Below are 23,410 nucleotides of genomic sequence, written 5' to 3'. Positions count from 1 at the left end.
GGCTCAGGGGGCGCACACGAACAGCAGGGCTCCGGCGAGGAGCACCGCGGCGGACAGCAGATAGCGTGCGGCGAAAAGCCAGCACCGGACGGTTCCGGCCTCGGCGCCGGTCACGGTGCGCAGTTCGACGTACGGATGGGGCGCGCGCAGATACCACCCGGTCACCACCACCTCGTCTCCGACGAAGGACTGGGCCCGGGTCAGCGCGAACAGGATCCCCCCGCCCGGCGCCGGGTGGCGGTACACGACGGGCACCGTCCCGCTGGCGTCCGCGAGGACGAGGTCGGGCGAGGTCACGAACCCGCCCCGGCCCACGATCGTCCCGCGCAGGCTGACCGGTATCGCGCCGAGTGGCCCGGCGTCGAGCCGGTCGAGCAGGTCGGTGAGCCGTCCGACCGGCTCCGGAGTGCCCAGCGGCGCCCGCAGGACCGCGCGGATCAGCAGCAGCGCACCGGCGGCCGTCACCAGCCCGGCGAGGAAGCCCAGGTCGTAGTGGTCGGGCCCGCGGCGGGCGAGGATCAGCGCGGCCCCCAGGCAGATCCAGCCGCCGAAGTACACGGGCAGCTCCACCAGGAACTGGCCGCGGGCCCGGACCCACTCGCCGGGGCCTCCGCGCGCCGCGGCCCGGGCTCCCCGCCACTGCCGGGGCGCACCGGGCAGGCCACTCGACTCCAGTGCGGCGATCCGGGTCGAGACGAGGGGATGGGTGGAGAGGATCTCCAGCCAGCGCGCCCAGGGGCTGGTGGCCTCCCAGCGCAACGCCCGCACGAGGCGCTCGGGGGGCAGCTCCGGGCCGATCAGGCCGACGGACGGCGCCGAGCCGCTGCTGGCGATACCGAGGGCACCGACTGCCCGGACCCTGCTCTCCCGGCGGGCCAGCCGACGGGCCGCTCTTTTCTCGTCGCTCTCCCGCAGCGCGTGGACGCGGGCGGCGAGATCCTGATCCCGCTCCCCCATCCCGTACACAATCTTGACGAGGGCGGAGCACAGTGCGTCGCCGTCCCCGGTCATCGCGCAGGAAGCGTGGTCGGCCCCCAGCTCGCGGGCGCGCGAGAAGCTGAGCAGCGCCAGCTCGGAGAGCAGGTAGGCGGCGGACCCGATCAGCCTGACCGGGTCGTTGTCCCCGGACTGGTCGCTGCTGCGCGCGCCGGCCGCCGCGTAGTACATGAGGGTCGGCACCACGCACAGCGCCGTCATCACGGCGAAGTCCCGATTCCTTATGTGCCCGATTTCGTGCGCGACGACCGCCTCGACCTCGCGGTCGTTGAGCCGGTCGAGCAGCCCGCGGGAAATCCGGATACGTGCGTCCCGCCTGGTCCGGCCGAAGGTGAACGCGTTGGGGTCGCCGTCCTCGACGATGCCGAGCCGGACCAGCGGAATGCCGGCGAGCCGGCACTGCCGGGCGACGATCGCGGCGACCGGCTCGTCGCTGAGATACCCGTCGGCGCCACGCTCCAGCTCGCGGGCCGGGGCCAGCCACTCCACGACCCGCGGCCCCACCAGGTACTGCAGGACGGCGAGGCCGGTCACGACGGCCACCGGCACAAGGACCGGCACCGGTGTGAAGACGGTCAGCAGCCAGCAGGCCAGGATCAGTACACCGCCCAGCGCCGACAACGCGGCCAACGAACGCTGCCAGACGTAACTCGTCACGCTCCGCCCCCGAATCGGCCGGACAACTCAGCCAGACAGCCCGGACCAAGTTACCCAAAAGCGTTCCCGGATGCCGGAGGATAGCCTCGTCGCATGCTGCGGGCGCGTTCTCGGGGGGATCTCGATGGCTGACGCTGACGATGTGAGCCGGTTGGCACTGGCACTGCCGCACGTGGTGGAGATCGAGAGCGAGGGCTTTGACTTCCGGGTGGAAGGCAAAGGGTTCGTCTGGTCGTATCCCGAGCGCATGCCGGGGAAACCACGCCTGATCCGAACTGACATCGCGGTGCTGTTCGTCGGCGACGAGGCCGAAAAGCAGGCGCTCCTGCTCGGCGAGCCTGACATCTTCTTCACCACTCCGGCCTACGACGGCCTGCCCCTGGTGATGGTGCGCCTGGCAGCGGTGACGGTCGAACGCCTGCGGGAGCTCGTGACCGACGCCTGGCGGATGCGCGCCCCGGACGCGCCCGTCGGCGAGCTCGGCCAGCAGGACGAGCAGCCAGCTCTGGGCTGACCTGGCCCGATCACCAGTAACTGTCGCCGGCGTCGCGCTCGGCGGCGATCGAGCTCCTGGCCACCATCCTCGATCAGGCCCGGGCCGCGCACCGGGCCTGATCGAGGAGGTCTTCGCACCCCACCTGCCCACCGTGCCGGCGGACCGGCTGCGCGGCCTCAACGCGCTGCACGCGGCGACCGACGTCTACACGTGGAAGTTGCTGCGCCGCGACCTGCGCCTGAGCCGGCCGGAAACCACCCGGACGATGACCGCGCTGGTACGCGGCGTGCTGATCCGTGACGTGCCGGACAGCTGAGCGGCCCTGCGCCGCGACGCCGGCGACGGCCGGCTCATCGCCGAGGTGGAGGACGTCGACCCAAACCAGCGGCAGGGACGGCGGCCGCCCGGCAGGGCACGACCGTCGTCGAGCTGTTCGTCCCGATGACGCGCCTGGTGCTGCTCGGCGGGGTGTCCTCGCCGCACGCCGAGGAGATCGCCCTGGCGATCTGCGCGGAGATCCTTGCCGTCCTGACCGCGCGGATCACGATCTGGTCAGGCTCCGCCGGGTCTCACTCCGGTCGGCATCCCGCCCACCGTCGCCGGTGGAGGTTCAGGATCCCTCCTGGCAACGCCTGAAGCCTTCCGGGCTGTAGCACGGCAGGTCACCGTGATCCTTGATGGCGTTCTGCCCACCGCCCCTCGTCAGGTAGTCGAGGAAGCTCACGGTGAGGGAGCCGGCGGGCGGCTGCCCGAAGGTGTACGCGTATTCGACCTCCGCGAAGGGATAGGCACTTTTCCCGATCGCCTCGATCGACGGTTCCTGCCCGTCGATGCGCACGGTGTGCAGGCCCTCGACGGCCTCGGCGGTACGCAGTTCGCCGTACCCGATCGCACCCGGCAGCCTCGCCACATTTCTCAGTACCCGCTCGGTGCTGTCGAGCTCACAGCGGATGACCTTGTCCTGTGGGAAATTCTTGTGCTCGCAGTCCTGCGAGGTGAAGGCGGGTTCGCCCATGCCGGCGAGGATGCGGCGCCGGAACAGGTCACGGGTACCGGAGTTGGCGTCACGGCTCACCAGCAGGATCGGGAGGTCGGGGCCGCCGACCTGGTTCCAGTTGACGACATCGCCCCGGTAGATGCGGCGTATCTGCTCGATCGTCAGGCTCCTGACCGACACTTTGTCGTTCACCACGACGGCGAAGGCGGAAATGGCCACCCGCTCCCCATGAAGCCGCACGTCAAGCTGCGAACGGGCACCGTCATGGATGACGATCATGGCCGGGGATCCCTTGTCGGACTCGCCCGCCTCCACCAGCCGCAGTGCCCCTTCGTTGCTGCCGCGCGCCTCCACGGTGATGTCCGAGTCGGGGCAGTCCGACTCGTATCTGCTGGCGATTTCCTGCACCACCGGCGCGAAGGCCGTGGACCCGTTGACGGTCAGCCGCCCCGTGGCGCAGCCGATGGGCGGAGGTGGATCGTCGCCCACGACGATGATGCTCGCCAGCACCATGACGCAGAGGGTGAGCACAATGGTGATCAGGCGAGCGGGCCGACTGAACAGGGGCGGCTTGTCATCGACTGTCGTGCTCCGGTTGGGCTTCACCGCCCCTTCCTGGATCCCGCCGGCGACGCGGACGGCACAGCCGACGCTACCGCCGGTCAGGAGCACCAGAAGCTTGTAGTGCTCACCCCTGTCGAGCGGGACACGAGGCAGGTAGATCGTGTTGCCGCTGTGCCGCATCCCCCTCGAAGGCGCGAAGTGCTCCATGAGGTGGTCGGCGTTGGGCTGGGTGACGGTCACACCCCTGACGATGCGATCCGTGAAGACGGCGGTGAGACCGTGCAGGTCGCCGCCGGTGTAGTCGTTGCCGGCGACGCTCTGCGCGCCGTCATTCTCGACCCGCAGCAGGACGAGGGTGGCGTCCGACATGTCGGGGAGATCGTTGAACAAGCCCAGCCGTATGTTTTCCTGGCCCTGCCCGTCACGGTTGTCGCCGCCGATGGGCATGTCCATCTGCACGCGGTAGCCAATGCGCCTGCGGCGCGGCACCCGGCGCTCGTACCAGACCACCGCGAAGGACGCCACTATGCCGAGCGCCGCGGTAAGCACGGCCACGACATTCTCGGCGCTCAGCCAGCTCACGATTCAGCTCGCCCCCGAATGCCCCACCGGCCCGACGTGTCGATTTGAGTACCGTATGGGCCTCGACACGGGCGGAGAGAGCCGCGGTCTACTCGGTCGCCTGATATTCGCCGCGAATTCATCCGGTGATACGGGAGACGGCTGCCGATGTGCCGTGTGGCCGGCCAGCCGCACGGTCGTGCCCCTCCCCGGCCACATGGCGCATCCCGAGCCCGGCGGCCAGGCGTCCCGAGCGGGACTGCCGAGTGCCCCTTCCCAGCGCGGCCGGAGCACCCGGCCGGCGATCACCACGGCCCTGACCGCCCGGCCGCCCCTCCGCCACGACGATCACAGTTCGCCGCTCTAGAGTGACCGGGGTGGGCATCGGCCTCACTCTCCTGGACGGGGTGCACTGGAACGGCATCCCGGTGGTCGGCGACCGGCCGCGGGCGCTGCTGGCGGCGCTGGCGGCGGAGCGAGGGCGTCCGGTGCGGGCCGAGCGGCTGGTGGAGCTGATCTGGCGCGGGGAGCCGCTGGCCAATGCGACCAAGGGTCTTCAGGTGGTCGTCTCCCGAACCCGGGCGGCCTGCGGCGGCGCCGCGGTGGTGCGCGACGGCGAGGGCTACCGGCTCGACCTGCCCCCGACCGAGGTCGACAGCTGCCTGCTCAGCTGGCTCGTCGCCGAGGCTGACACCCTCCTCGCGGCTGATCCGCCCGCCGCCGCCGAGCGGGCCCGGGAAGCGCTGGCGCTCGGCGCGTCGCTGTTACCGGTGCCGGGGGGCGACCAGGGGCCGCTCGCCGACCTGCGCCGGGCGGCCGGCCGCGATCTGGCGACGGCCCGGCTGCTGCTGGCCCGGGCGGCGAGCCGAACAAACCGGCACGCCGAGGCACTGGGGCTCCTGGAGACGGCGCACGCCGAGCGGCCCGACGACGAGGCCCTGCTCGTCGATCTGCTGCGCAGCGAGGCCGCCGTCCGCGGGGCGGGCGCGGCTCTGGAGCGCTTCGAACGCTACCGGCGGGACCTGCGGGAACGGCTCGGTATCAGCCCCGGGGAGGCACTCACCCGGCAGCAGCGCGACCTGCTCGTCGCCGACCAGCCCGTCCGCGACGGCATCCGCTACGACGCCACTCCCCTGCTGGGCCGGCAGCGCGACGTCGACCGGCTGCGGACGTTGCTGGACCGGTCACGGGTGGTGTCGATCGTCGGGCCGGGTGGTCTCGGCAAGACCCGGCTGGCGCATGTGCTCGCCCGGGAGAGCACCTTGCCGATGGTGCACGTCGTCCACCTGGTCGGGGTGACGGCGCCCGAGGACCTGCTCGGCGAGGTCGGTTCCGCGCTCGGTGTCCGCGACTCGATCGGCGAGCGCCGGGTGCTGTCCCCGGGCCAGCGCGCCGACCTGCGCACGCGCATCGCCGCGCAGCTCTCGCGCGGGTCGAGCCTGCTGCTGCTGGACAACTGCGAGCATCTCGTCGAGGAGGTCGCCGAGCTGGTCGCCTTCCTCGTCACGGCCACCGCGGACGTCCGGGTGCTCACCACGAGCCGGGCGCCGTTGGCGATCAGCGCCGAGCGGGTCTACCTGCTCGGGGAGTTGGCCCGTACCGACGCGATCGAGCTTTTCCGCCAGCGCGCCACCGCGGCCCGGCCCACCGTCCGGCTCGACCCCGAGGTGGTCGACCGGATCGTCCACCGGCTCGACGGTCTTCCGCTGGCGATCGAGCTGGCGGCGGCGCGGGTCCGCGCGATGTCGGTGGAGGACGTCGACCGGCGGCTGGCGGACCGCTTCGCCCTGCTGCGCGGCGGCGACCGCGGCGCGCCGGACCGTCACCGCACGCTGTTCGCGGTGATCGACTGGTCGTGGAACCTGCTGGCCGAGCCGGAACGGCGGTCGCTGCGTCGGCTGGCGCTCTTTCCAGACGGGTTCACCCTCGACGCCGCGGAGGAGGTGCTCGGCCCCGCTGGTGAGGGGGCTGGTCCGGAGCCCTTCGACGCGGTCGACGCCGTGCAGAACCTCGTCGACCAGTCGCTGCTGAGCGTGCGTGAGTCGGCCGACGGGGTCCGCTACCGGATGCTGGAGACCGTCCGCGAGTTCGGCCGGCTGCGGTTGGCCGAGGCCGGCGAGCAGGTGTCGGCGCGGCGGGCCCAGCGGGCCTGGGCGGTCGGTTACGTCACCCGGCACGGCGCGGACCTGCTCAGTGAGCGGCAGTTCGCGGCGATCGACGCGGTCGCGGCCGAGGAGACGAACCTCGCCGACGAACTGCGGGCCGCGCTGGTCGACGGCGGTACCGAGGCGGTCGTGCGGCTGCTGGCGGTGCTCAATCCGTTCTGGGAGATCCGAGGCGATCACACGCGGATGATGGTGCTGGCCAACGCGGTCGCCGAGGCCCTGCACGACTGGGCCCCGCCGCCAGCGGCGGCCTCGGCGACCCTGGCCAGCCGGATCGCCGTCCTGCGGACGAAGATGCTCATGACCGTCAGGTACTCGGAGGAGGCCTGCGAACTGCTGGTGCCGCTCGATCCGGCGGACGCGGAGAACACGTGGCTGGCCGGTTCGGTGCGGGCGCAGCTCGCGCTCGATCCGGCCCGGCCCGCGGACACCACGGCACGGCTGGAACGGCTCGCGGACGACGCCGACCGGCACACGCGCCTGGCCGCGCTGATGTGGCTGACCCATCTGTGGGAGAACGACGGTATTCCGCGGACGGCGGCGGCCTGCGCCGAACGGGCGCTGGCGCTCACCGCGCCGCAGGACGGCCCGTGGATCGCGGCCGTGCTGCGCACCCAGCTCGCCGCGCTGTCGATGCAGCTCGGGGACGTCACCACCGCCCGGTCGTGTGCTCGCGAGGCACTGCCCGTCCTGGAACGGCTCGGCGCCCACGACGACGTCGCGCAGCTCAGGGTGCTGCTGGCGTTCGACGCCATCAACGACGGCCGGCTCGAAGCGGCCGAGAGCTACCTCGCCCAGAGTGTCTCGGAGGACAGGACGGGGCTCGGCGGCAGGATGATGGCCACCGCCGAGGCCGAGATCATGATCGCCCGCGGCGACACGACCGGTGGTCTACGCCGGTACGTGGACGCGGCGGAGGAGATGCGGGCCCTGCGGCTGCCGGGCGTGGAACCCACCGGCCTCGAGCCCTGGGTGCTCGTGTGCGACGCGGCGACGGTGGCCGCGTTCGCCCGGCACGCGAGCACGGCCGACGACCTCGCCACCGGTCACAGCCTGTTCCGGGCCTGCCTCACCCATTGCGTCGAAGCGTTCCGACGCGGGCAGGACGGCGCCGACTACCCGGTGTACGGGACGGTGCTGTTCGCACTGGGCGCCTGGGGTCTTCGGGAGAACCTCCCGGCGCCCGGAGACGGTCTGGCCGGGATGGCCCCGGAGGAGGCGGTCCGGCTGCTGGCGCTCGCGGAACGGTTCGCCTACCCCGCGACGATCCCGTCGATGGGGTGGTCGCGGATCGAGCCGCTCGCCGAGCGCCGCGCGCCCGGCACGCTCGCGGCGGTCCGGGCGAGCGTCGCCGGACGGCGGCCGGCCCAGGTGCTCGACGAGGCCCGCGCTCTCGTCGAGCATCTGGCCGAACGCCTGACTGGATGGCTGGATGGCTGGCCGGGCAGTTGACCGGGCGGGACGCCGTCCGGGCGTCGCCCGTCCATCGGGTGGGGGCACCGGATTCACGGCTAGAGGTGCCGCTTGTAGCTGAGGACCGACAGCGGCATGAAGATCACGATCACGCAGAGGCCGGCGAGCAGCGTCCAGCCGACCTGCCCGGTGATCACTCCGTTGTTGGCGAGGTCGCGGGTTCCGGAGACCAGGTGTGACACCGGGTTGATCTTGGTGAAGGACTCCAGCCAGCCCGGCAGCGTGTCCGCCGGCACGAAGGCGTTGGAAAGGAAGGTGAGCGGGAAGAGGATCATCATCGAGATCCCCTGCACGCTGCGGGCGCTGCGGGCCAGCGTGCCGATCCAGGTGAACGCCCACGCGAGCGCCCAGCCGGTGAAGACCGCGAGCACGACCGCGCCGACCACACCGAGCACACCGCCGCCCGGCCGGTAGCCGAGCAGCAGGCCCATCAGGTAGGTCAGCACCGCCGCGATCAGGTAGCGGATCAGATCCGCCATCATCGGCCCGGCGAGCGGCGCGATCCGGGACATCGGCAACGACCGGAACCGGTCGAAGACGCCCTTGTCCATGTCCTCCCGCATCTGCACCCCGGTGGCCATGCAGGTGGTGAGCACGGTCTGGGCGACGATGCCGGGAATCAGCAACGGCAGGTAGCTGTCGACGTCACCGGAGATCGCGCCACCGAACACGTAGGCGAACATCGCGGTGAACAGCAGAGGCTGCAGCGCCACGTCGAAGAACTGCTCCGGGTTGCGGCGCATCTTCTTCAGCGCCCGCCACGCCATCGCGAAGGTCTGGTTGAAAGTGTCGCCCAGCCCGGGGCGGGCGCGCGTGCGGGCCACGGCGGCGGCCGGGTCGACGGCTGGCGCCGATCGCGGGCGGGCGGCGGACGGTTCGGCTACGAGGGTGTTCATCGGGCCTTCTCCATGACGGGCTTGTCGGGACTGTTCGTGTCCTGGCCGGGGACGGCGCCGGCCGGGCCGGCTGAATCGGTCCCGGTGCCGTCCCCGGTGTCCGTTCCGTGGCCGGTTAGGGCGAGGAAGACCTCGTCGAGGCTGGGCTTCGCGACACTGACCGAGGCGATCGGGACGGCGGCCTCGCGCAGCGCGATCAGCACGTCGGCGGCGCGGTCGGCGACATCGAGCGGGACGTTCATCCGGCCCGACTCGGGGGTGGTGACCGGCTCCTCGCCGAGCACCCGGAACACCACCTCGCGGGCGAGCGCCTGGTCGGCGCCGGGGGCGAGCTGAAGCTGCAGGGTCGAGTCGCCGACCTGGGTCTTCAGCTCGTCCGGAGTGCCCTCGGCGACCTTGCGGCCCTGGTCGATCACGCAGACCCGGTCGGCGAGCTGGTCGGCCTCGTCCAGGTACTGGGTGGTGAGCAGGACGGTGCAGCCGTCCTGGACGAGGCCGCGGATGGTGTTCCACATCTGGCCGCGGGTGCGCGGGTCGAGTCCGGTCGTCGGCTCGTCGAGGAAGATCAGCGGCGGTCGGGTGATGAGGGAGGCGGCGAGGTCGAGGCGGCGGCGCATACCGCCGGAGAACTCCGAGATCTTCCGCTCGGCGGCGTCCTCCAGGCCGAACTGCTCCAGCAGCCGGCGCGCGGTGGCGCGAGCGTCCGCGGCCTTCAGGCCCTGGAGCCGGCCGAAGAGCCACAGGTTCTCGGTGGCGGAGAGGTCCTCGTCCACCGAGGCGTACTGGCCGGTCACGCCGATGAGCTGGCGGACCCGGTGCGGCTGGGCGGCGACGTCCACACCGAAGATCTCGGCCCGGCCGCCGTCGATCGGCAGCAGGGTCGCCAGCATCTTCAGCATCGTCGTCTTGCCGGCGCCGTTCGGCCCGAGCACGCCGAAGATCTCGCCATGCCGCACCTCGAGATCGATCCGGTCGACGGCACGGAAATCGCCGAATCTCTTGACCAGGCCATCGGCCCGGACAGCGGGTGTGGCTGTCACGCGTCGTCCTTCCATGGTGCTCAGCAGCTGGGAAGCTGGGGACGACGCTAGACAGCGGCGGTATCACCGCCCCTACACCCCGGTTTCACCGACCTTCAGCCGACCGGCGCGGGCCGGCGCGATCCAGCGACGGAGGGCACGAGACATGCATCTGCACGTGGGGTGCGCGATGTGGAGTCACAAGTCCTGGCAGGGGCGCCTGCTGGCCCATCCGCTGCCGGCCCACGAGCGCCTGCGGCACTATGCCGCCTGGTGTAACGCGGTCGAGGGGAACACCACGTTCTATGCGACCCCGGCCCGGGAGACCGTGGCCACGTGGGCGCGGCAGACCGACCCCGGCTTCCGGTTCGTGGTCAAGCTACCGAAGGTCATCACGCACGAACGCCACCTCACCGACGTCGACGAGGTGCTTCGCTCGTTCCTGAACGCGATGGAGCCGCTCGGCCCGCGGGCGCACGCCCTCTGGATTCAGCTGCCGGGAGCGTTCGGCCCGGCCGACGTGTCGCTGCTCGCCCGCTTTCTGCGCCGGCTCGACACGTCCCACCGGTACGCGGTGGAGGTCCGCCATCCGGCCTTCTTCGCCGACCCGCGCGCGGCGCGCCTGCTCGAGGACGCACTCGCCGCCGTGGGCGCCGAATGGATTCCGTTCGACACCACCGAGTTCTTCCGCAGCCCGCCGACGAGCGACGCCGAACGGGACGCCTGGGCGAAGAAGCCCCGGATGCCGCTGCGGTCACTCGCGCTGACCGACCAGCCGATCGTCCGCTACCTCGGCCGCGACGACTCCGCCCGGACGGTCGAGGACTGGCGGCGCTGGGTCGACACCACCGTCACGTGGCTGCGCGAGGGACGATCACCCACCGTCTTCATCCACACCCCGGACAACGCCGACGCTCCGCTGCTCGCCCGCCGTTTCCACGACGAGGTCCGGGCCCGCGTCCCCGAACTCGATCCCCTGCCTCAGCCGATACCAGCCGAGCCCCTGACCCTCTTCTGACCGCACGCCAGGTACCGCACACCGTTTGACGTCGCCGGCGTCAGGCGTCCCAACGGCGTCGGGCGCCTCGTCCGCCGCTCCGGAACGGCCCCCTGGAAGTTCGATCACCGTTGCGACCTCGCCCCTGGTCAGAGCATGTATCTCCTTGATCGCATGACGCATCTGCCGCCAGGCGCGTGACGCATCTGCCGCGGCGCGCCGGGTGGCTTCCGGGCCAGGGCTGGGAAGGCTTCCGGGGCCGAGGCCGCCCCCGGTTCCGGTTCCGGTCTCCGCGGAGCGCGCTGGCGACCGACGAGACGGCCAGCGCGGCCGCGCCCCCGAGAAAGGGGAACGACGGCGGGATGTACCGGTAGTCGAAGCCCGCGACCATGGGCGGGAGCAACAGGGACAACACTCCGAACACGACGAATAGCCCCAGTGGTGCGCGCGGGACGCCGGGCCTGGCCGGGAGCAGCGTCCCGAGCAGCCCGAGCACGCCGGCCAGGAGCAGCACACCGAGCATCGGGGCGGGCATCCGCACGTGCCGCTGGTACCAGACCGCCCAGGATGCCGCCGGTTCGTGCGCCGCGGTGGCGAAGGGGCCGCGCTCGTAGGCCCGCAGATCCGCCGCGAATCCCGGTCTTCCCTCAAGTGGGAGCGTCGCCGTGCCGAACAGATAACGCTCGGCGACTCCCCGGTTCGGATAGTCCTCGAGCCGGGATTGGAAGGTACGCCCGAAGTCGCGCCCGACGACCCGGAGATAGTCGAGCGGCTGCGCGAGGATGGCGTGAAGCGCGAAATCCCGCGCGATCCGCTCCTTGTTTCGGTCGAACGTGCCGCCGGGCAGGCGGTAAAGCGGCGTGTCCGTGTGCCAGATGTAGTCCGATGGCGGCCGGCGGTCGTCCACCGGCCCGTCGGGGCAGAGAACCAGCAGCTCAGGACGCAGATCCAGCTTCGCGCAGTCGGCGAAGGTGGTGGTGCGGGAGTAGAGGAAGATCCCGGTGCTGCCCGATGTGCCGAAGGTGCCGTGCTCGGTCAGATGCCAGGCGCAGTACCCCGTGAGCGGGCACAGCAAGGCCACCGAGAACACCGCGACCGTCCGCCATCCGGGCCGACAGAGCAGGAGCCACACCGCCGCGACGACCGCGAGAGGAAGGCCGATCGATCTGGTCACCGCGGCGCCGGCCAGGCAGGCACCGGCAACGGCGGCGGCCCGCGGGCGTAACACCGCATGCCAGGAGAGGGCCGTCGCGGCGCCCGCCAGGAGACCGGTGAAAAGGGTCTCCGACAGCACCATGTGTTCCAGCGCGATCTGGTAGCCGTCGAGGAGCTGCGGTGCTGAGGCGGCCGCTGCCGCCCACCCGGGAAGCGAGAGGTGACGTAACAGGGCGTAGACGGCGACGCCGACGGTCAGGCCGATGACGTGCTGGAACACCACGACCAACGTGAAACTGTGCAGCGGCCGCAGGACGAGCAGGAACAGGCTGTAGCCCGACGGCCTGATCACATAGGGCTCGGGCCGCAGCGCCAGCCTCACGTACTCGAGACTGTCGTTGAACCACAGCGCGGGTCGATACCCGACCATCGCGATGATCCTTATCGTCGTACCCAGCGCGAACAGGCCGACGAACAATGCATGCGCACGTAAGACCGCGAGGGCACGATGAATTACGATCCGGACTCCTGGCGGAATTGCGGCGGTTCCGCCGGAAGGGATCGCTAAAGCCACCCGTCCGGACACAGATCAGAACGTACACCGTGCTCGCCCGAGTCACTTTCTCCCTCGCAACCCGTGCGAGCTCCACCCTGGTCCACCCTGGGCCCGTGACCTGCAAACTCAATCGGCGCCGCGAGCCGAGGCAAGTCGGTTGACAACGTGAGCCACAAATCACACTACCCACGGTAATCAAAAAACGCATCACGCCCGCGCCGGCCGCCGCGGCGACGAAATACACCCGGCGCACGATCATCTAACCGTTCGCAGGAAACGATCAATGACGTGACCTGCGAAAACGAGGCCGCGCGTCCTCGGTCACCGGCGAGGCCCGTGCCCGGCGAGGACGACGTCCGCCCGGCACCGCCGCCCGAGACCGCCCTGGCGCGCGCCGACGATGATCGACGCGCGCCAGTGACGGCCCGGCAGGCGGTGTATGTCGTGCCGTTGTCAGGCCGTCATGACTGGATCCACAGCTTCTCCGGCAGCAGCGATCCGAGGCCGTACTGCGTGACACCGCCGACGTTCCTGGCCGAGATGGCGCCGAGCGGCCCGCGCGCGAAGAAGATCATCGGGACCACCTCCGTCAGCCGGGCCTGCACGCGGTCATAGGCCTTCTTCCGCTCCTCCACGGTGGTCGCGGTCCGTCCCGCCAGCAGGCTCTCGTTCAGCTGAGGATCGTCGAGCATGGACAGGTTCGCCGACGAGCCTCCGAGGAGAGTCGTCGGCAGCCGGGGGTCGGGGTCCAGGAACATCGAGGACGTGAGGACCGCGTCGTAGTCGTGCGACGTGCGCAGCGCCGAGAACTCGGCGACCTCTATGACCCGGACCTGGAACTTGACGTTCTTGAACGCGCTCAGCTGGGCCTGGATGTTCTCGGCCATCTTCCGGTTCTCCGACGCCGGAGTGGTGGTGAACGAGAAGGAGACCGGCTTGCCCTCGGCGGCGAGCTCGTCGAAGAGCTTCTGGGCGGTCGCCTTGTCCGTCTTCTGCAACGGCGTGGGCGAGTAGAACGGCGATGAGTCGGTGAACAGCGTGGTGGCCATCCGCGCGCTGCCGTTCCAGACGGCGAGGTTCAGCGCGTCCATGTCCAGCGCCTTCGCGACCGCCTGACGTGCGCGCACGTCGTCGAACGGCGCCCGGCGCGTGTTCAGCGCGGCGACGATGCCGCCGCTGGCCGGCAGGAAGTCGACCGACAGCCCCGCCTCGTCGGCCTTGCCGAGGTTGATCCAGCTCGAGTCGACCGCCAGGTCGGCACCACCGGTGAGCAGCGTGTTGTAGCGCTGGTTGCTGTCCTGTGCCGGGCGCAGGACGAGGGAGTCGAGGTACGGCCTGGGCGCGTCCCAGTAGCGGGGGTTCTTGACCAGCCGCATGTTGTCCTGGCGGGCCCAGCTCTGCAGGGTGAACGGCCCGGCGCCGATCGGGTTCTTGTCGAAGGCCGGCCCGCCCTTCCGCAGGGCCGCCGGCGAGGCGATCCAGTTCAGCGTCGAGGTGACGACGGCCTCGGAGTACTTCGGCACGGGGGTGACCAGGGTGACCCGCAGCGTGACGTCGTCAACCACCTCGGACGAGGCGATCATCGCCGCATCCGCCCGGCTGGCGGAGCCGGTGGCCGGTTCCTTGGTCCGGTCCCAGTTGAACTTCACGGCATCCGCATTCAGCGGAGTACCGTCCGAGAACACCAGCCCCGGCCGCAGCTTCAGCTCGAACGTCTTGCCGTTGTCGGCGGACTCGAACGACTCGGCCATCGAGTAGTGGATCTCACCCGCCTCGTCGTCGGTCATCAGTGTTCCGTACAGGGCGTTCCCGATGAGGGCTCCGCTGGCGTAGACGTTGCCGATGACCGCCGGGTCCATCGTGCGCGGCTCGCTCAGCAGCAGGATCCGCGCTTCGCCACCCGCCACAGGCTCACCCGTGGCCCCCGACGCGGACGTCCCGGTATCGCCACCTCCTCCCCCGCAGGCCCCCAGCAGCAGACCCGTACAGCAGACGAGAGCGGTGACGAGTAATCGCGCGCGGTGAATCATCTTCGACCCCTTCATCGGTGTTCGTGATCAACGAAATCCGGCAAGATCATAGTTGGGAATGTGCGGCTGGAGCGGCGCCTGTCTGACGACCCTGGCTACCGACCGCGCCTACCGGGCCCGCCTACCAGGCCCGCCTGCAGGGCCCGTCTGCCGGGCCCGGTCACCGGCGCCGCGCCTCGGCGCACGCGCGGTCGTGGGACGCGGTCGAGGCGGCGACCGAGATGGCCACTCGTCAGGTCAGTCACCACGGGTTATATCTTCACCTATTTTTCGTCGGCTCCGCAGCCGCTTCGGCTCGATAGCCATGCCGTTCCCGCTCAGCGGCGGTCCCTGGCGGCACGGCTGCGTGGTAGGCCTTGACCTGTGTTTTTGTCGCGGCCGGCTGGATCCGTTCGCGGGACGGCTCCGGCGCGGACGGACCGCACCCCTACGCCAGCCGCGGCCGCAGCCGCGTCGGACCCAGCGCCACAGATGCCCTCCGATATCGATGCTGGCACCCAGTGCCGCATTGGGCGTAGAGTGCCCAACGCCAGCGGAATGGCGGCGAAAGGACGACATGGAGCTCAGCGGGGTCGGGATCTGGAGCCTGCACCTGCGGTTCGGGGATCCGGCCGAGGCGGCCGACGCCGCCGCGGAGCTCGACGACCTGGGATTCGCCGCGCTCTGGTTCCCCGACGCCGGCGGCCCGGCCTTCGACACCGCCGGACGGCTGCTCGCGGCGACCCGGCGCACCGTCATCGCGACCGGCGTGCTCAACCTGTGGATGCACAGCCCGGAGGAGACCGCGGCCCGGACCGCGTCGCTCACCGCGGAACACGGCGACCGGTTCCTGCTGGGCATCGGGGTCAGTCACGCCGACGTGGTCGACGCCGGCGAACCAGGCCGCTACCAGCGGCCACTGGCCGCGATGGGTGGCTTCCTCGACGCGCTCGACGCGGCGCGGCCATCCGTGCCGTCGACCGGGCGGGTGCTGGCCGCGCTCGGCCCGAAGATGCTCGCGCTCGCCGCGAACCGGGCCCGCGGCATCCACCCGTACCTGGTCACCCCGGAGCACACCCGCCGCGCCCGTGAGGTGCTCGGCGCCGGCCCGCTCGTGCTGCCGGAACAGACAGTGATCCTCTGCGGGACGAGGGAAGAGGCCCGCTCGATCGGGGCCGACTGGCTGCGCAGATACCTCACGCACCCGAACTACGCGAACAACCTGCTCCGACTGGGCTTCTCGGCCGAGGATCTGGCGTCCGTCAGCGACCGGCTGTTCGACGCGGTGGTGGCCTGGGGCGACGAGGAGGCGATCATGCGCAGGGTCAACGAGCACCGCGCCGCCGGCGCCGACCACGTCGCCCTCCAGGTGCTCACCGAAGACGCGCGGGTCCTTCCCCGCGAACAATGGCGCCGGATCGCCGCCGCCGTGTGATCGCACCGCCGGGCGACGCCTGGCATGCCATCATCGCGAGCGGCGGCACGAGGGAGGAGCAGCATGACCGATGACCTGGGAGCGGCGGGCCTGCGTTTCGAGCGTGACGGAGCCATCGGCTGGTGTGTGATCGACCGGCCGGCCGCCCGGAACGCCCTGACACCGGCGATGTACTTCGGCATCAAGCGGGCCGTACAGCTGGTCAACACCTCGCCCGACCTGGCCGCGCTGATCATCACCGGCACCGGTGACGTGTTCGCCCCCGGCGGCGACCTCGGCAGCAGGTCCGAGCCCGGCGACAACCTGCCGCCCGACCTGCGCGGCGAGGACGTCCTGCCGTTCCTCACCATCCGGGACAGCCGGGCGCCGGTGGTGGCCGCCGTCAACGGCATCTGCCAGGCCGGTGGCCTGCTGATCGCCATGATGGCGGACATCGCGGTCGCCAGCGACCAGGCGACGTTCCGGGTTCCCGAGCTGCTGCGGGGGATCCCCGACGCCACCTATGCGGCCGTCCTGCCCGCCCACGTCGGCATCGCGGTGGCCCGTGACCTGCTGTTGTCGGCGCGCCGCTTCGACGCCGCCGAGGCCCAGCGGCTGGGCGTGATCAGCCGGGTCGTGCCGCACGACCAGCTCCGCGAGGCCGCCGTCCAGGCCGCCGGGGAGATTCTGCAGACCGCCCCGGCGGCCCGCATGCATGTCAAGCGCATGCTGAACGAGCGCTATGGGCTCATCGACTACCAGACCATGTTCTGGGCGATGCAGCAGTCGCCCGAGCCACGTGAGGGCATGCGCGCGTTCATGGAGAAGCGGGCGCCTGAATGGGTCCCCGAGCAGTTCGCCGGCGACGGCGGGCGGCGCTGACCTCACACCCGTTCCGCCAGCTGAGAGGTTTACGGCCCGGGACTTCCAGTGCGCGATACCTGGGCTGCTCCAGATGCCGGGCAGCCCAGGATGCCGCGCGGTTCCAGATGCCGGGCAGACCGGATAGCTGGGGATATTCGTCGGCTTCTTTGCCGTCCGGCACAATAATTCGACGCCCGGAACACTACCGAAAAGCATCGGTCACACTCCACCGGACCCTTTTCCGGACGGGGCGACAGTCCGGCGTCAAGGATCACGGATATCGGTCGGGCCGTCGGCGGTGATCCCGCGCGCGGCTGCCGGAGGAAATGGAGAACCTGGCGCAGCCGCGGCTTCGACGTCCCGAGAGGGGAATCAGAATCGGTGATCACCGACGACGTGGCCGCCGCGGTCCTCGACTCGTTACCGTCACGCATCGCCGTACTGGGGCCAGATGGAATGGTGGTGCGGCTCAACGACGCGTGGCGGCGCAGCGCCGCGGCCGGGCTGGCGGTCGTCCCCGTCCGCCCCGGGGCGAGCTGGCTGGCCGCCTGCGAGGCAGCCGGGCGGAGCACGGAACCGCTGCGGACACTGGCCGGGCTGACCCGCCGGATGCTGGACAACCGCCGCGACCAGGTCCGCGTCGAGATCCCGCTGGCCACCCCGCGCGGCGAGCGCTGGCTGGACGTCCGGATCAGGGCGCTCAGCCGCGGCGACGGGCTGGTCGTCGTGGTGGACGACGTCACCGATCGCCACGACCGGGAGGCCGTGCTGCGCCACCGGGCGACCCACGACCCGGTGACGGGGCTCCCGAACCGCTCGGCTCTCCGTGATCTGATCGCCGAGGCGCTGGCCGCGCCGCAGACCGTCGGTTCCGGCCAGATGGCACCCCCCGGGGTAACCAGGAACAGCGGCCGGCGGACGTCATCCGAACGGGTGGGCCTCGCCGGCTTCGAGGCGCGGACGGTACCCGTTCGGACCGGTCGGCCAGACCCGGCGGAGCCGCCGACGGCCGACCGCACCGCGGGGGTCGAGGGAAATGAGGCCGAAGCGACCCCTCTCGGGGCCGGGGCCGCGGGGGTGGAGGCCGAGGGGGTGGAGGCCGAGGGCACCGGGAGCACGGCCGAGGGCACCGGAGTCGCGGTCCTTTTCCTCGATCTCGACGCCTTCGGGCGCGTCAACCAGCGGTTCGGCTACGCGGTCGGCGACGGGACGCTGCGCGCGGTCGCGCTCCGGTTCGCCGAGGTGCTCGGGCCCGGCGCGGTGCTGGGTCGCTGGGGCGGGGACGAGTTCGTCGTCGTGACGACCGAGGTGACCGGCCACGCGGCGGTGGCACTGGCCGACCGGCTGACCTCCTGCCTCGTCGACCCACTGGTCGTGGACGACCACCGGGTCCGGGTCACGGCCAGCGTCGGGATCGCGTTCGGTGGGGGGCTCCGATCGGGTCATGGCGAGGTCGCGCCGCTCGGTGCCGACCACGCCGCGGGCCTCGGCACCCCACCGGCCCCGGTTCACCGGCCGCTGGACGGCGATGCGCTGGTGAGGATGGCCGGCGAGGAGATCGTGAAAGCGCGCTCCCGGGCCCGCGAGACCCGTCGCGGCCGCAGCCGCCGCCAGAATCGCTCGAAATCAGGCGACTCTTCGTAAGAAGTTACAGAGAGCACACTGTCGGCTTCGACTTGTATCGTGCCCGCCATGTGGATCACCATCGATGTCGCGGGCGTCGCGGACACGTCCCCTCGGGCGTCTGCCCGCGCCCGCCTGGTGCCTGCCGACAGTCGGCGGGCCACCAGGCGGACGGTACTGCTCCGCGCCGACGGGGCAACGCCGCTGGGCACGATCGCGGCCGCGCTGGCGGAGCGCGCGCACGGATCCGAGCGGCGGCCGGGAGGTCGGGGGCGGGGGCGGTCGCCCGGAGCGGTGCAGGGCGCCCGCGAGCCCCCGGCGGTGATCCACGTCGATGGCGCGGAGGTCGACCCCGGGCTGCGGCTGGACGCCTCGCCCCTGCGCGACGGCTCCGTTCTCAGGCTCGGCGCACCGCTCGGCCCACCGCTCGGCGCTGGGCGCAACGAGCCGGTGGGGCTTGTCGAGCTCCGGGTCACCGGTGGTCCCGGCGCCGGCATGGTGCACCGGCTCCTGGCCGGCGAATACGGCCTGGGGTCGGACCCTGCCGGCGGCGTCGTGCTGCGCGGCCATTCCACGCCGCGGCGCGCGTTGTCCCTGCGGGTCGGCGTCGACGGCTCCTGCACGATCACCCCCCGTGCGGGGGCGACGGTGTGGATCGACGGGTGCCGCCGCGACGGCCCCGTCTCCTTCCCGGCCGGTGAACGCGGCGGTGCCGGGCCGCGGGCCACCCTGCGCGTCGGTGGGGCGCGGCTGCTGCTGACGGTGCCCGACGAGCCGGACGCCCTGCTCCAGCCGGCTCCGGCCGGGCCGTACCTGGAGATCAGCCGCGAGCCGCGGATGCTGCGTGCCCCGGGCGGTTCCCGGTACCGCCTCCCCACGCCGCCGGTTCCGCCGCGGCCCGCACCGCCCCCGGTGCTGGCAACGCTCCTCCCCGCCGCGGCCGCGACCGGGATGGCGGTACTCCTCCACGCCTACTACCTGCTTCTTTTCGCGGCGCTGGCGCCGCTCTCCCTGGTCGGCTCCTACCTGGCGGCCCGGCGCCAGGCAGCGCGGGAGCACCAGCGTGAGCTGGCGGAGTACCAGCGGATCCGGGCCGAGATCGACCGGGACGCCACCGCCGCGCTCGACCGCGAGGCCGCTGCCCTCCGCCGCGCCCATCCGGACCCGGCGGCGACGCTGCTCCGCGCGCTGGGCCCGCGGCGTGGTCTCTGGGAGCGCCGTCCCGAAGACCCTGACTTTCTCCACCTGCGCGTCGGCACGGGCGACCTGCCGGGCGGTGTCGTCCTCGACGACCCCGCCGCGCCGGATCACCGCCGGCAGACCCGGTGGCAGCTGCGGGACGTCCCGGTGACGGTGCCGCTACCCGAGACCGGGGTCCTCGGGGTGGTCGGGGCGGGGGACTTCGCCGGGGTGGTCGGGTCCTGGTTGACGGCGCAGGCCGCGGTGCACCACAGCCCACGGGATCTCGCCGTCCACCTCGTCGTCGGGACCGCGTCCCCGGCGAGCTGGGAGTGGGCGCGGTGGCTGCCGCACTGCCGCCCGCCCGACGGGCCTCCGGGAGCGATCCTCGTCGGGGCGGACGGGCCAGGCCGGGCGCGGCGCGTCGACGAGCTCGCCAGCATGATCGACGCCCGGCTGGCCCGCACCGGAGGCGGCGGTGCCGCGCAGGTGCCGCGCGATCCCGCGGTGCTGGTCGTCGTCGAGGGCGCGGCGTCGATGCGGGCCGCGCTGATCCCGGTGCTTCGCTCCGGGCCCCTCGTCGGCGTCTATGTCGTGTGCCTCGAACGTGATCCGCGGCTGTTGCCGCCCGAATGCCACACGGTCGTCGAACAGGTGCCGGGCGGGATGCGGGTCCGGCGGCAGGGGGCCGAGGGCGTCGACCAGGTCTGCCCCGACCTGGTCGCCGGCGAGCCCACCGGGGGCGGCGATCCGCACCCTGCCGGCGAGCCGACGGGCGGCCCGGGCACGAGCGCCGGCCTGGACGCGGAGATCTCCGGTCCCGCGGCCGCGGCCTGGTGCGAACAGCTGGCACGCGCGCTGGCACCGGTTCGCGACCCCGGCCCGCGCGAACGCGGACCGGCCTCCGCACACTCGGAGACCAGACTGCTGGAGCTGCTCGACCTCGACCCGCCGACCGCCCGTGCGCTCGCCCCGCGCTGGATCACGGAGCGGTCCCCGGGGCCGGTCCCCATCGGGGTGTGCCCCGCCGGGCTGGTCAGCCTCGACCTGAGCCGCGACGGGCCGCACGCCCTGGTCGCCGGCACGACCGGATCCGGCAAATCGGAGTTCCTGCAGTCGCTGGTGGCCTCGCTGGCCGTCCGCAACCGGCCGGATGAGATGACCTTCGTCCTCGTCGACTACAAGGGCGGCAGCGCGTTCGGCGACTGCGCCCACCTCCCGCACACCGTCGGTCTGGTGACCGACCTCGATCCGCACCTGGTGCGGCGTGCCCTCGACTCCCTCGCCGCCGAGCTGCGCCGCCGCGAGGCGCTGCTCGCCGATGCCGGGTGCAAGGACATCGACGACTACAGCCGGGCGCCGCGGCCCTCCCACCCGGCGCGGCAACCGCTGCCGCGCCTCGTCGTGGTCATCGACGAGTTCGCCGCCCTCGTCCGCGAGCTGCCGGAGTTCGTCTCCGGGCTCGTCGGGCTCGCCGGGCGCGGCCGGTCGCTGGGGATCCACCTGGTGCTCGCCACCCAGCGGCCGGCGGGCGTCGTCTCGCCGGAGATCATGGCCAACACCAACCTGCGGGTGGCGCTGCGGGTCACCGACCAGGCGGAGAGCATCGACGTGCTGGGCCTGCCGGACGCCGCGCTCATCCCCGGGTCGTCGCCGGGCCAGGCCATCGTGCGGGTCGGCCAGGGCTCCCCGCTGACCTTTCAGACCGGCCGGATCGGTGGGTCCCCGCGCCGCGCCGAGGCACCGGCCGTGGCACCGGTCGTGATCGAGTCGCCCTGGCCGCCACCGGCCGATCTCGCGGACACCGTCGCCCGCGCCGAGAGCATCGCGGCGGGGCCTGGCCACGAGGCCGAGATCGCGGAGCGCGCCGGCGAGGAACCGACGGATCTGCGCGCGCTGGCCCGGGCGCTGCGGGAGGCGTCCCGGATCTGCCGTGTCCCGGGGCCGCGGCGGCCGTGGCTGCCCCCGCTGCCCGTCCGGATCACGATCGACGATCTCCCCACGGACGGCTCGCCGGGCTCGGGCCCGGGTGGGCCAGGGCTGCCTCCCGTCCCGCTCGCGCTCGCCGACCTGTGCCTGGCCCAGGCCCAGCCCGTCTTCGCGATCGACCTCGAGCACGGGTCCCACCTGATGATCCTCGGGTCCCCGCGTTCCGGCCGCTCCACGGTGCTGCGCACCTTCGCCGGATCGCTCGCCAGGGCGGTGTCCCCCGCCGACGTCCACGTGTACGGGCTGGACTGCGGGAACAACAGCCTCGCGCCGCTGACCGCTCTCCCCCACACCGGAGCCGTCGTCGGCGTCGGCGAGACCGAGCGGGTCCACCGCCTGCTCGCCCGGCTGGCGGACGAGGTCACCTGGCGGCAGGAGGTTCTCGCCGCCGGCGGCTTCGCCGATCTGGCCGAAGCCAGGCTCGCCGCCGGGGCTCGCACCATCCCGCGCCGGCCGGGCGGTGCGGGCGGCGCACGGCCAGGGCGGCTGCCCTACCTGGTCCTTCTGCTCGACGGGTACGAGGGATTCCTGGCCTCCTTCGAGAGCTTCGACGGAGCGGCGGCGGTCGACCGCCTGCTGGCGCTCGCGCGGGACGGCCCCGCTGTCGGCCTGCGGATCCTGGTCACGACCGACCGCCGCGGTCTCACCGGCCGGCTGCCGTCCACCATGGAGCAACGGCTGGTGCTGCGGATGGCGGAACGCGCCGACTACGGCCTGGCGGGCCTGGCGGGGTCCCGGATCCCCGACGCCCTGCCACCCGGTCGCGGCTTTCTGATCGGAGGGCCGGCCGGCCGCGTGGCACCCGTGTGGCGCGACGCCGCCGGCCCCGTCGAGCTGCAGGTCGCCCTGTTGACCAACGACCCCGCCGGGTCCGCGCAGGCGGGCATGCTGCGCCGGATGGCGGCTCCCAGCGGCCGCCGGGAGCCGAGCGCCGTCGCGAAGGGTGCCCCGGTTTCCTCCGCCAGCCCGTTCCCGCGACCGCACACAGGCCCCGGGCCAGGTCGGGCCCCGCGCCCGCAGGTTCCGCGCCCGCAGGTTCCGCGCCCGTTCCGGGTGGACGTTCTGCCCTCGCGGATCAGCGCGCGAGAGATCGCGGAGCTGCAGCTGACCGGACCGGAGCCGGGCGCCACGGCGGGGCCGGGCCGGCGAGTCCCGGTCATCCTGGGCGTCGGAGGCGACGAGCTGGCACCCGTCGGCATCGACCTCGACTTCGACGGCCCCGGGTTCGTCGTGGCCGGCCCGTCCCGGTCGGGGCGCAGCTCGACGCTGATGAGTATCGGGCGCGGCCTGCTCGGCGTGGGATCACGGCTCGCGGTCGTCTGCCCGCGCCTGTCTCCGCTGCGTGGCCTCATCGACCCGGCGGTGGTCCAGCTGGTGGAGGGCATGGCGCTGGAGGAGGCCCTCCGGCGGCTCGGTGGCCCCGGTCAGACGGTCGTACTGGTCGACGACGCGGAGCTTGTCTCGCCCACGCCACTCGGCGACGAGCTCGCCGCCTTCCTGCGCGGAGGACACAGCGGCGGGCTGGTGGCCGCCGGCACCACCGAGGATCTCGCCGGCCAGTTCCGCGGCTTTCTGGTCGATGCCCGCCGCTCGCGAAGTGGTCTGCTGCTTTCTCCCGGCGGCCCCGCCGACGGCGACCTGCTCGGCGTTCGACTGCCGCGAACCGTCTGCGGGCCGGGGCCGCCCGGGCGGGGGCTCCTGGTCCGAGGCGGCACGATCACACCTGTCCAGGTAGTCGAACCATCACCGGAAGAAGCGGCGCGACCGCCACCGCACCCCGAAAGTCATAGTTGATGCATC

15 protein-coding genes are annotated in these 23,410 nt (G+C 72.3%); 9 read left to right on the top strand and 6 right to left on the bottom strand.

Annotated features, from left to right (window positions below; translation table 11 throughout):
- Positions 1–3: 3 nt before the first annotated feature.
- A complete protein-coding gene (locus MXD62_RS14895; RefSeq protein ID WP_248829853.1) occupies positions 4–1,653 on the bottom strand; it encodes a zinc metalloprotease HtpX in 1,650 nt (549 codons plus the stop codon).
- A 124-nt stretch (positions 1,654–1,777) separates the two neighbouring features.
- Here MXD62_RS14895 and MXD62_RS14890 point away from each other — a divergent pair, with 124 nt between their 5' ends.
- The 3 genes from MXD62_RS14890 to MXD62_RS14880 all read left to right on the top strand — a co-directional run bounded on the left by MXD62_RS14890 (position 1,778) and on the right by MXD62_RS14880 (position 2,785).
- Positions 1,778–2,167, top strand: coding sequence for an MmcQ/YjbR family DNA-binding protein (locus MXD62_RS14890; RefSeq protein WP_248829852.1), 390 nt, complete (start codon positions 1,778–1,780; stop codon positions 2,165–2,167).
- A gap of 133 nt (positions 2,168–2,300) precedes the next feature.
- Positions 2,301–2,465: a hypothetical protein gene (locus tag MXD62_RS14885; protein WP_248829851.1), complete on the top strand. Its 165-nt coding sequence runs from the start codon at positions 2,301–2,303 to the stop codon at positions 2,463–2,465.
- 125 nt (positions 2,466–2,590) lie between these two features.
- Positions 2,591–2,785, top strand: a complete 195-nt coding sequence (locus MXD62_RS14880; RefSeq protein WP_248829850.1) for a hypothetical protein — start codon at positions 2,591–2,593, stop codon at positions 2,783–2,785.
- Here the strand turns inward: MXD62_RS14880 and MXD62_RS14875 are convergent.
- On the bottom strand, positions 2,760–4,292 hold the full coding sequence (locus MXD62_RS14875) for a PstS family phosphate ABC transporter substrate-binding protein (protein ID WP_248829849.1): 1,533 nt from the start codon (positions 4,290–4,292) through the stop codon (positions 2,760–2,762). The two genes, MXD62_RS14880 and MXD62_RS14875, sit on opposite strands and share 26 nt — an antisense overlap.
- Before the next feature lie 356 nt (positions 4,293–4,648).
- Here MXD62_RS14875 and MXD62_RS14870 point away from each other — a divergent pair, with 356 nt between their 5' ends.
- Positions 4,649–7,888, top strand: a complete 3,240-nt coding sequence (locus MXD62_RS14870; protein ID WP_248829848.1) for a BTAD domain-containing putative transcriptional regulator — start codon at positions 4,649–4,651, stop codon at positions 7,886–7,888.
- 59 nt (positions 7,889–7,947) lie between these two features.
- Here MXD62_RS14870 and MXD62_RS14865 read toward each other — a convergent pair whose 3' ends face one another.
- Both MXD62_RS14865 and MXD62_RS14860 read right to left on the bottom strand, forming a co-directional pair.
- A complete protein-coding gene (locus MXD62_RS14865) occupies positions 7,948–8,805 on the bottom strand; it encodes an ABC transporter permease (RefSeq protein ID WP_248829847.1) in 858 nt (285 codons plus the stop codon).
- Positions 8,802–9,845, bottom strand: a complete 1,044-nt coding sequence (locus tag MXD62_RS14860) for an ATP-binding cassette domain-containing protein (RefSeq protein ID WP_248829846.1) — start codon at positions 9,843–9,845, stop codon at positions 8,802–8,804. The genes MXD62_RS14865 and MXD62_RS14860 overlap by 4 nt, the downstream gene beginning before the upstream one ends.
- A 145-nt stretch (positions 9,846–9,990) precedes the next feature.
- Here MXD62_RS14860 and MXD62_RS14855 point away from each other — a divergent pair, with 145 nt between their 5' ends.
- Positions 9,991–10,842 carry a DUF72 domain-containing protein gene (locus MXD62_RS14855; protein WP_248829845.1) on the top strand — a complete coding sequence of 284 codons (852 nt, stop codon included), beginning with the start codon at positions 9,991–9,993 and terminating at the stop codon, positions 10,840–10,842.
- Between the two features lie 40 nt (positions 10,843–10,882).
- Here the strand turns inward: MXD62_RS14855 and MXD62_RS14850 are convergent, their stop codons facing one another.
- Together MXD62_RS14850 and MXD62_RS14845 are read right to left on the bottom strand one after the other, a co-directional pair.
- Positions 10,883–12,406: a hypothetical protein gene (locus tag MXD62_RS14850; protein ID WP_248829844.1), complete on the bottom strand. Its 1,524-nt coding sequence runs from the start codon at positions 12,404–12,406 to the stop codon at positions 10,883–10,885.
- Between the two features lie 587 nt (positions 12,407–12,993).
- Positions 12,994–14,562, bottom strand: a complete 1,569-nt coding sequence (locus MXD62_RS14845) for an ABC transporter substrate-binding protein (RefSeq protein WP_248829843.1) — start codon at positions 14,560–14,562, stop codon at positions 12,994–12,996.
- Between the two features lie 556 nt (positions 14,563–15,118).
- Between MXD62_RS14845 and MXD62_RS14840 the strand changes: the two genes are divergently transcribed.
- The 4 genes from MXD62_RS14840 to MXD62_RS14825 all read left to right on the top strand — a co-directional run bounded on the left by MXD62_RS14840 (position 15,119) and on the right by MXD62_RS14825 (position 23,404).
- A complete protein-coding gene (locus MXD62_RS14840) occupies positions 15,119–15,976 on the top strand; it encodes an LLM class F420-dependent oxidoreductase (RefSeq protein ID WP_248829842.1) in 858 nt (285 codons plus the stop codon).
- A 63-nt stretch (positions 15,977–16,039) separates the two neighbouring features.
- Positions 16,040–16,837, top strand: coding sequence for an enoyl-CoA hydratase/isomerase family protein (locus tag MXD62_RS14835; RefSeq protein ID WP_020463678.1), 798 nt, complete (start codon positions 16,040–16,042; stop codon positions 16,835–16,837).
- Positions 16,838–17,200: 363 nt separating this feature from the next.
- Positions 17,201–18,463 (top strand): GGDEF domain-containing protein, encoded by a 1,263-nt coding sequence (locus MXD62_RS14830; RefSeq protein ID WP_248829841.1) that lies wholly within the window; start codon positions 17,201–17,203, stop codon positions 18,461–18,463.
- 48 nt (positions 18,464–18,511) lie between these two features.
- Positions 18,512–23,404, top strand: a complete 4,893-nt coding sequence (locus tag MXD62_RS14825) for an FtsK/SpoIIIE domain-containing protein (protein ID WP_248829840.1) — start codon at positions 18,512–18,514, stop codon at positions 23,402–23,404.
- Positions 23,405–23,410: the final 6 nt, after the last annotated feature.

It is taken from the genome of Frankia sp. Mgl5, from assembly GCF_023242985.1.
Lineage (GTDB): Bacteria > Actinomycetota > Actinomycetes > Frankiales > Frankiaceae > Parafrankia > Parafrankia soli.
Note: the sequence above shows the minus strand (reverse complement) of the source record. Positions and strands in the feature narration are given on the sequence as shown.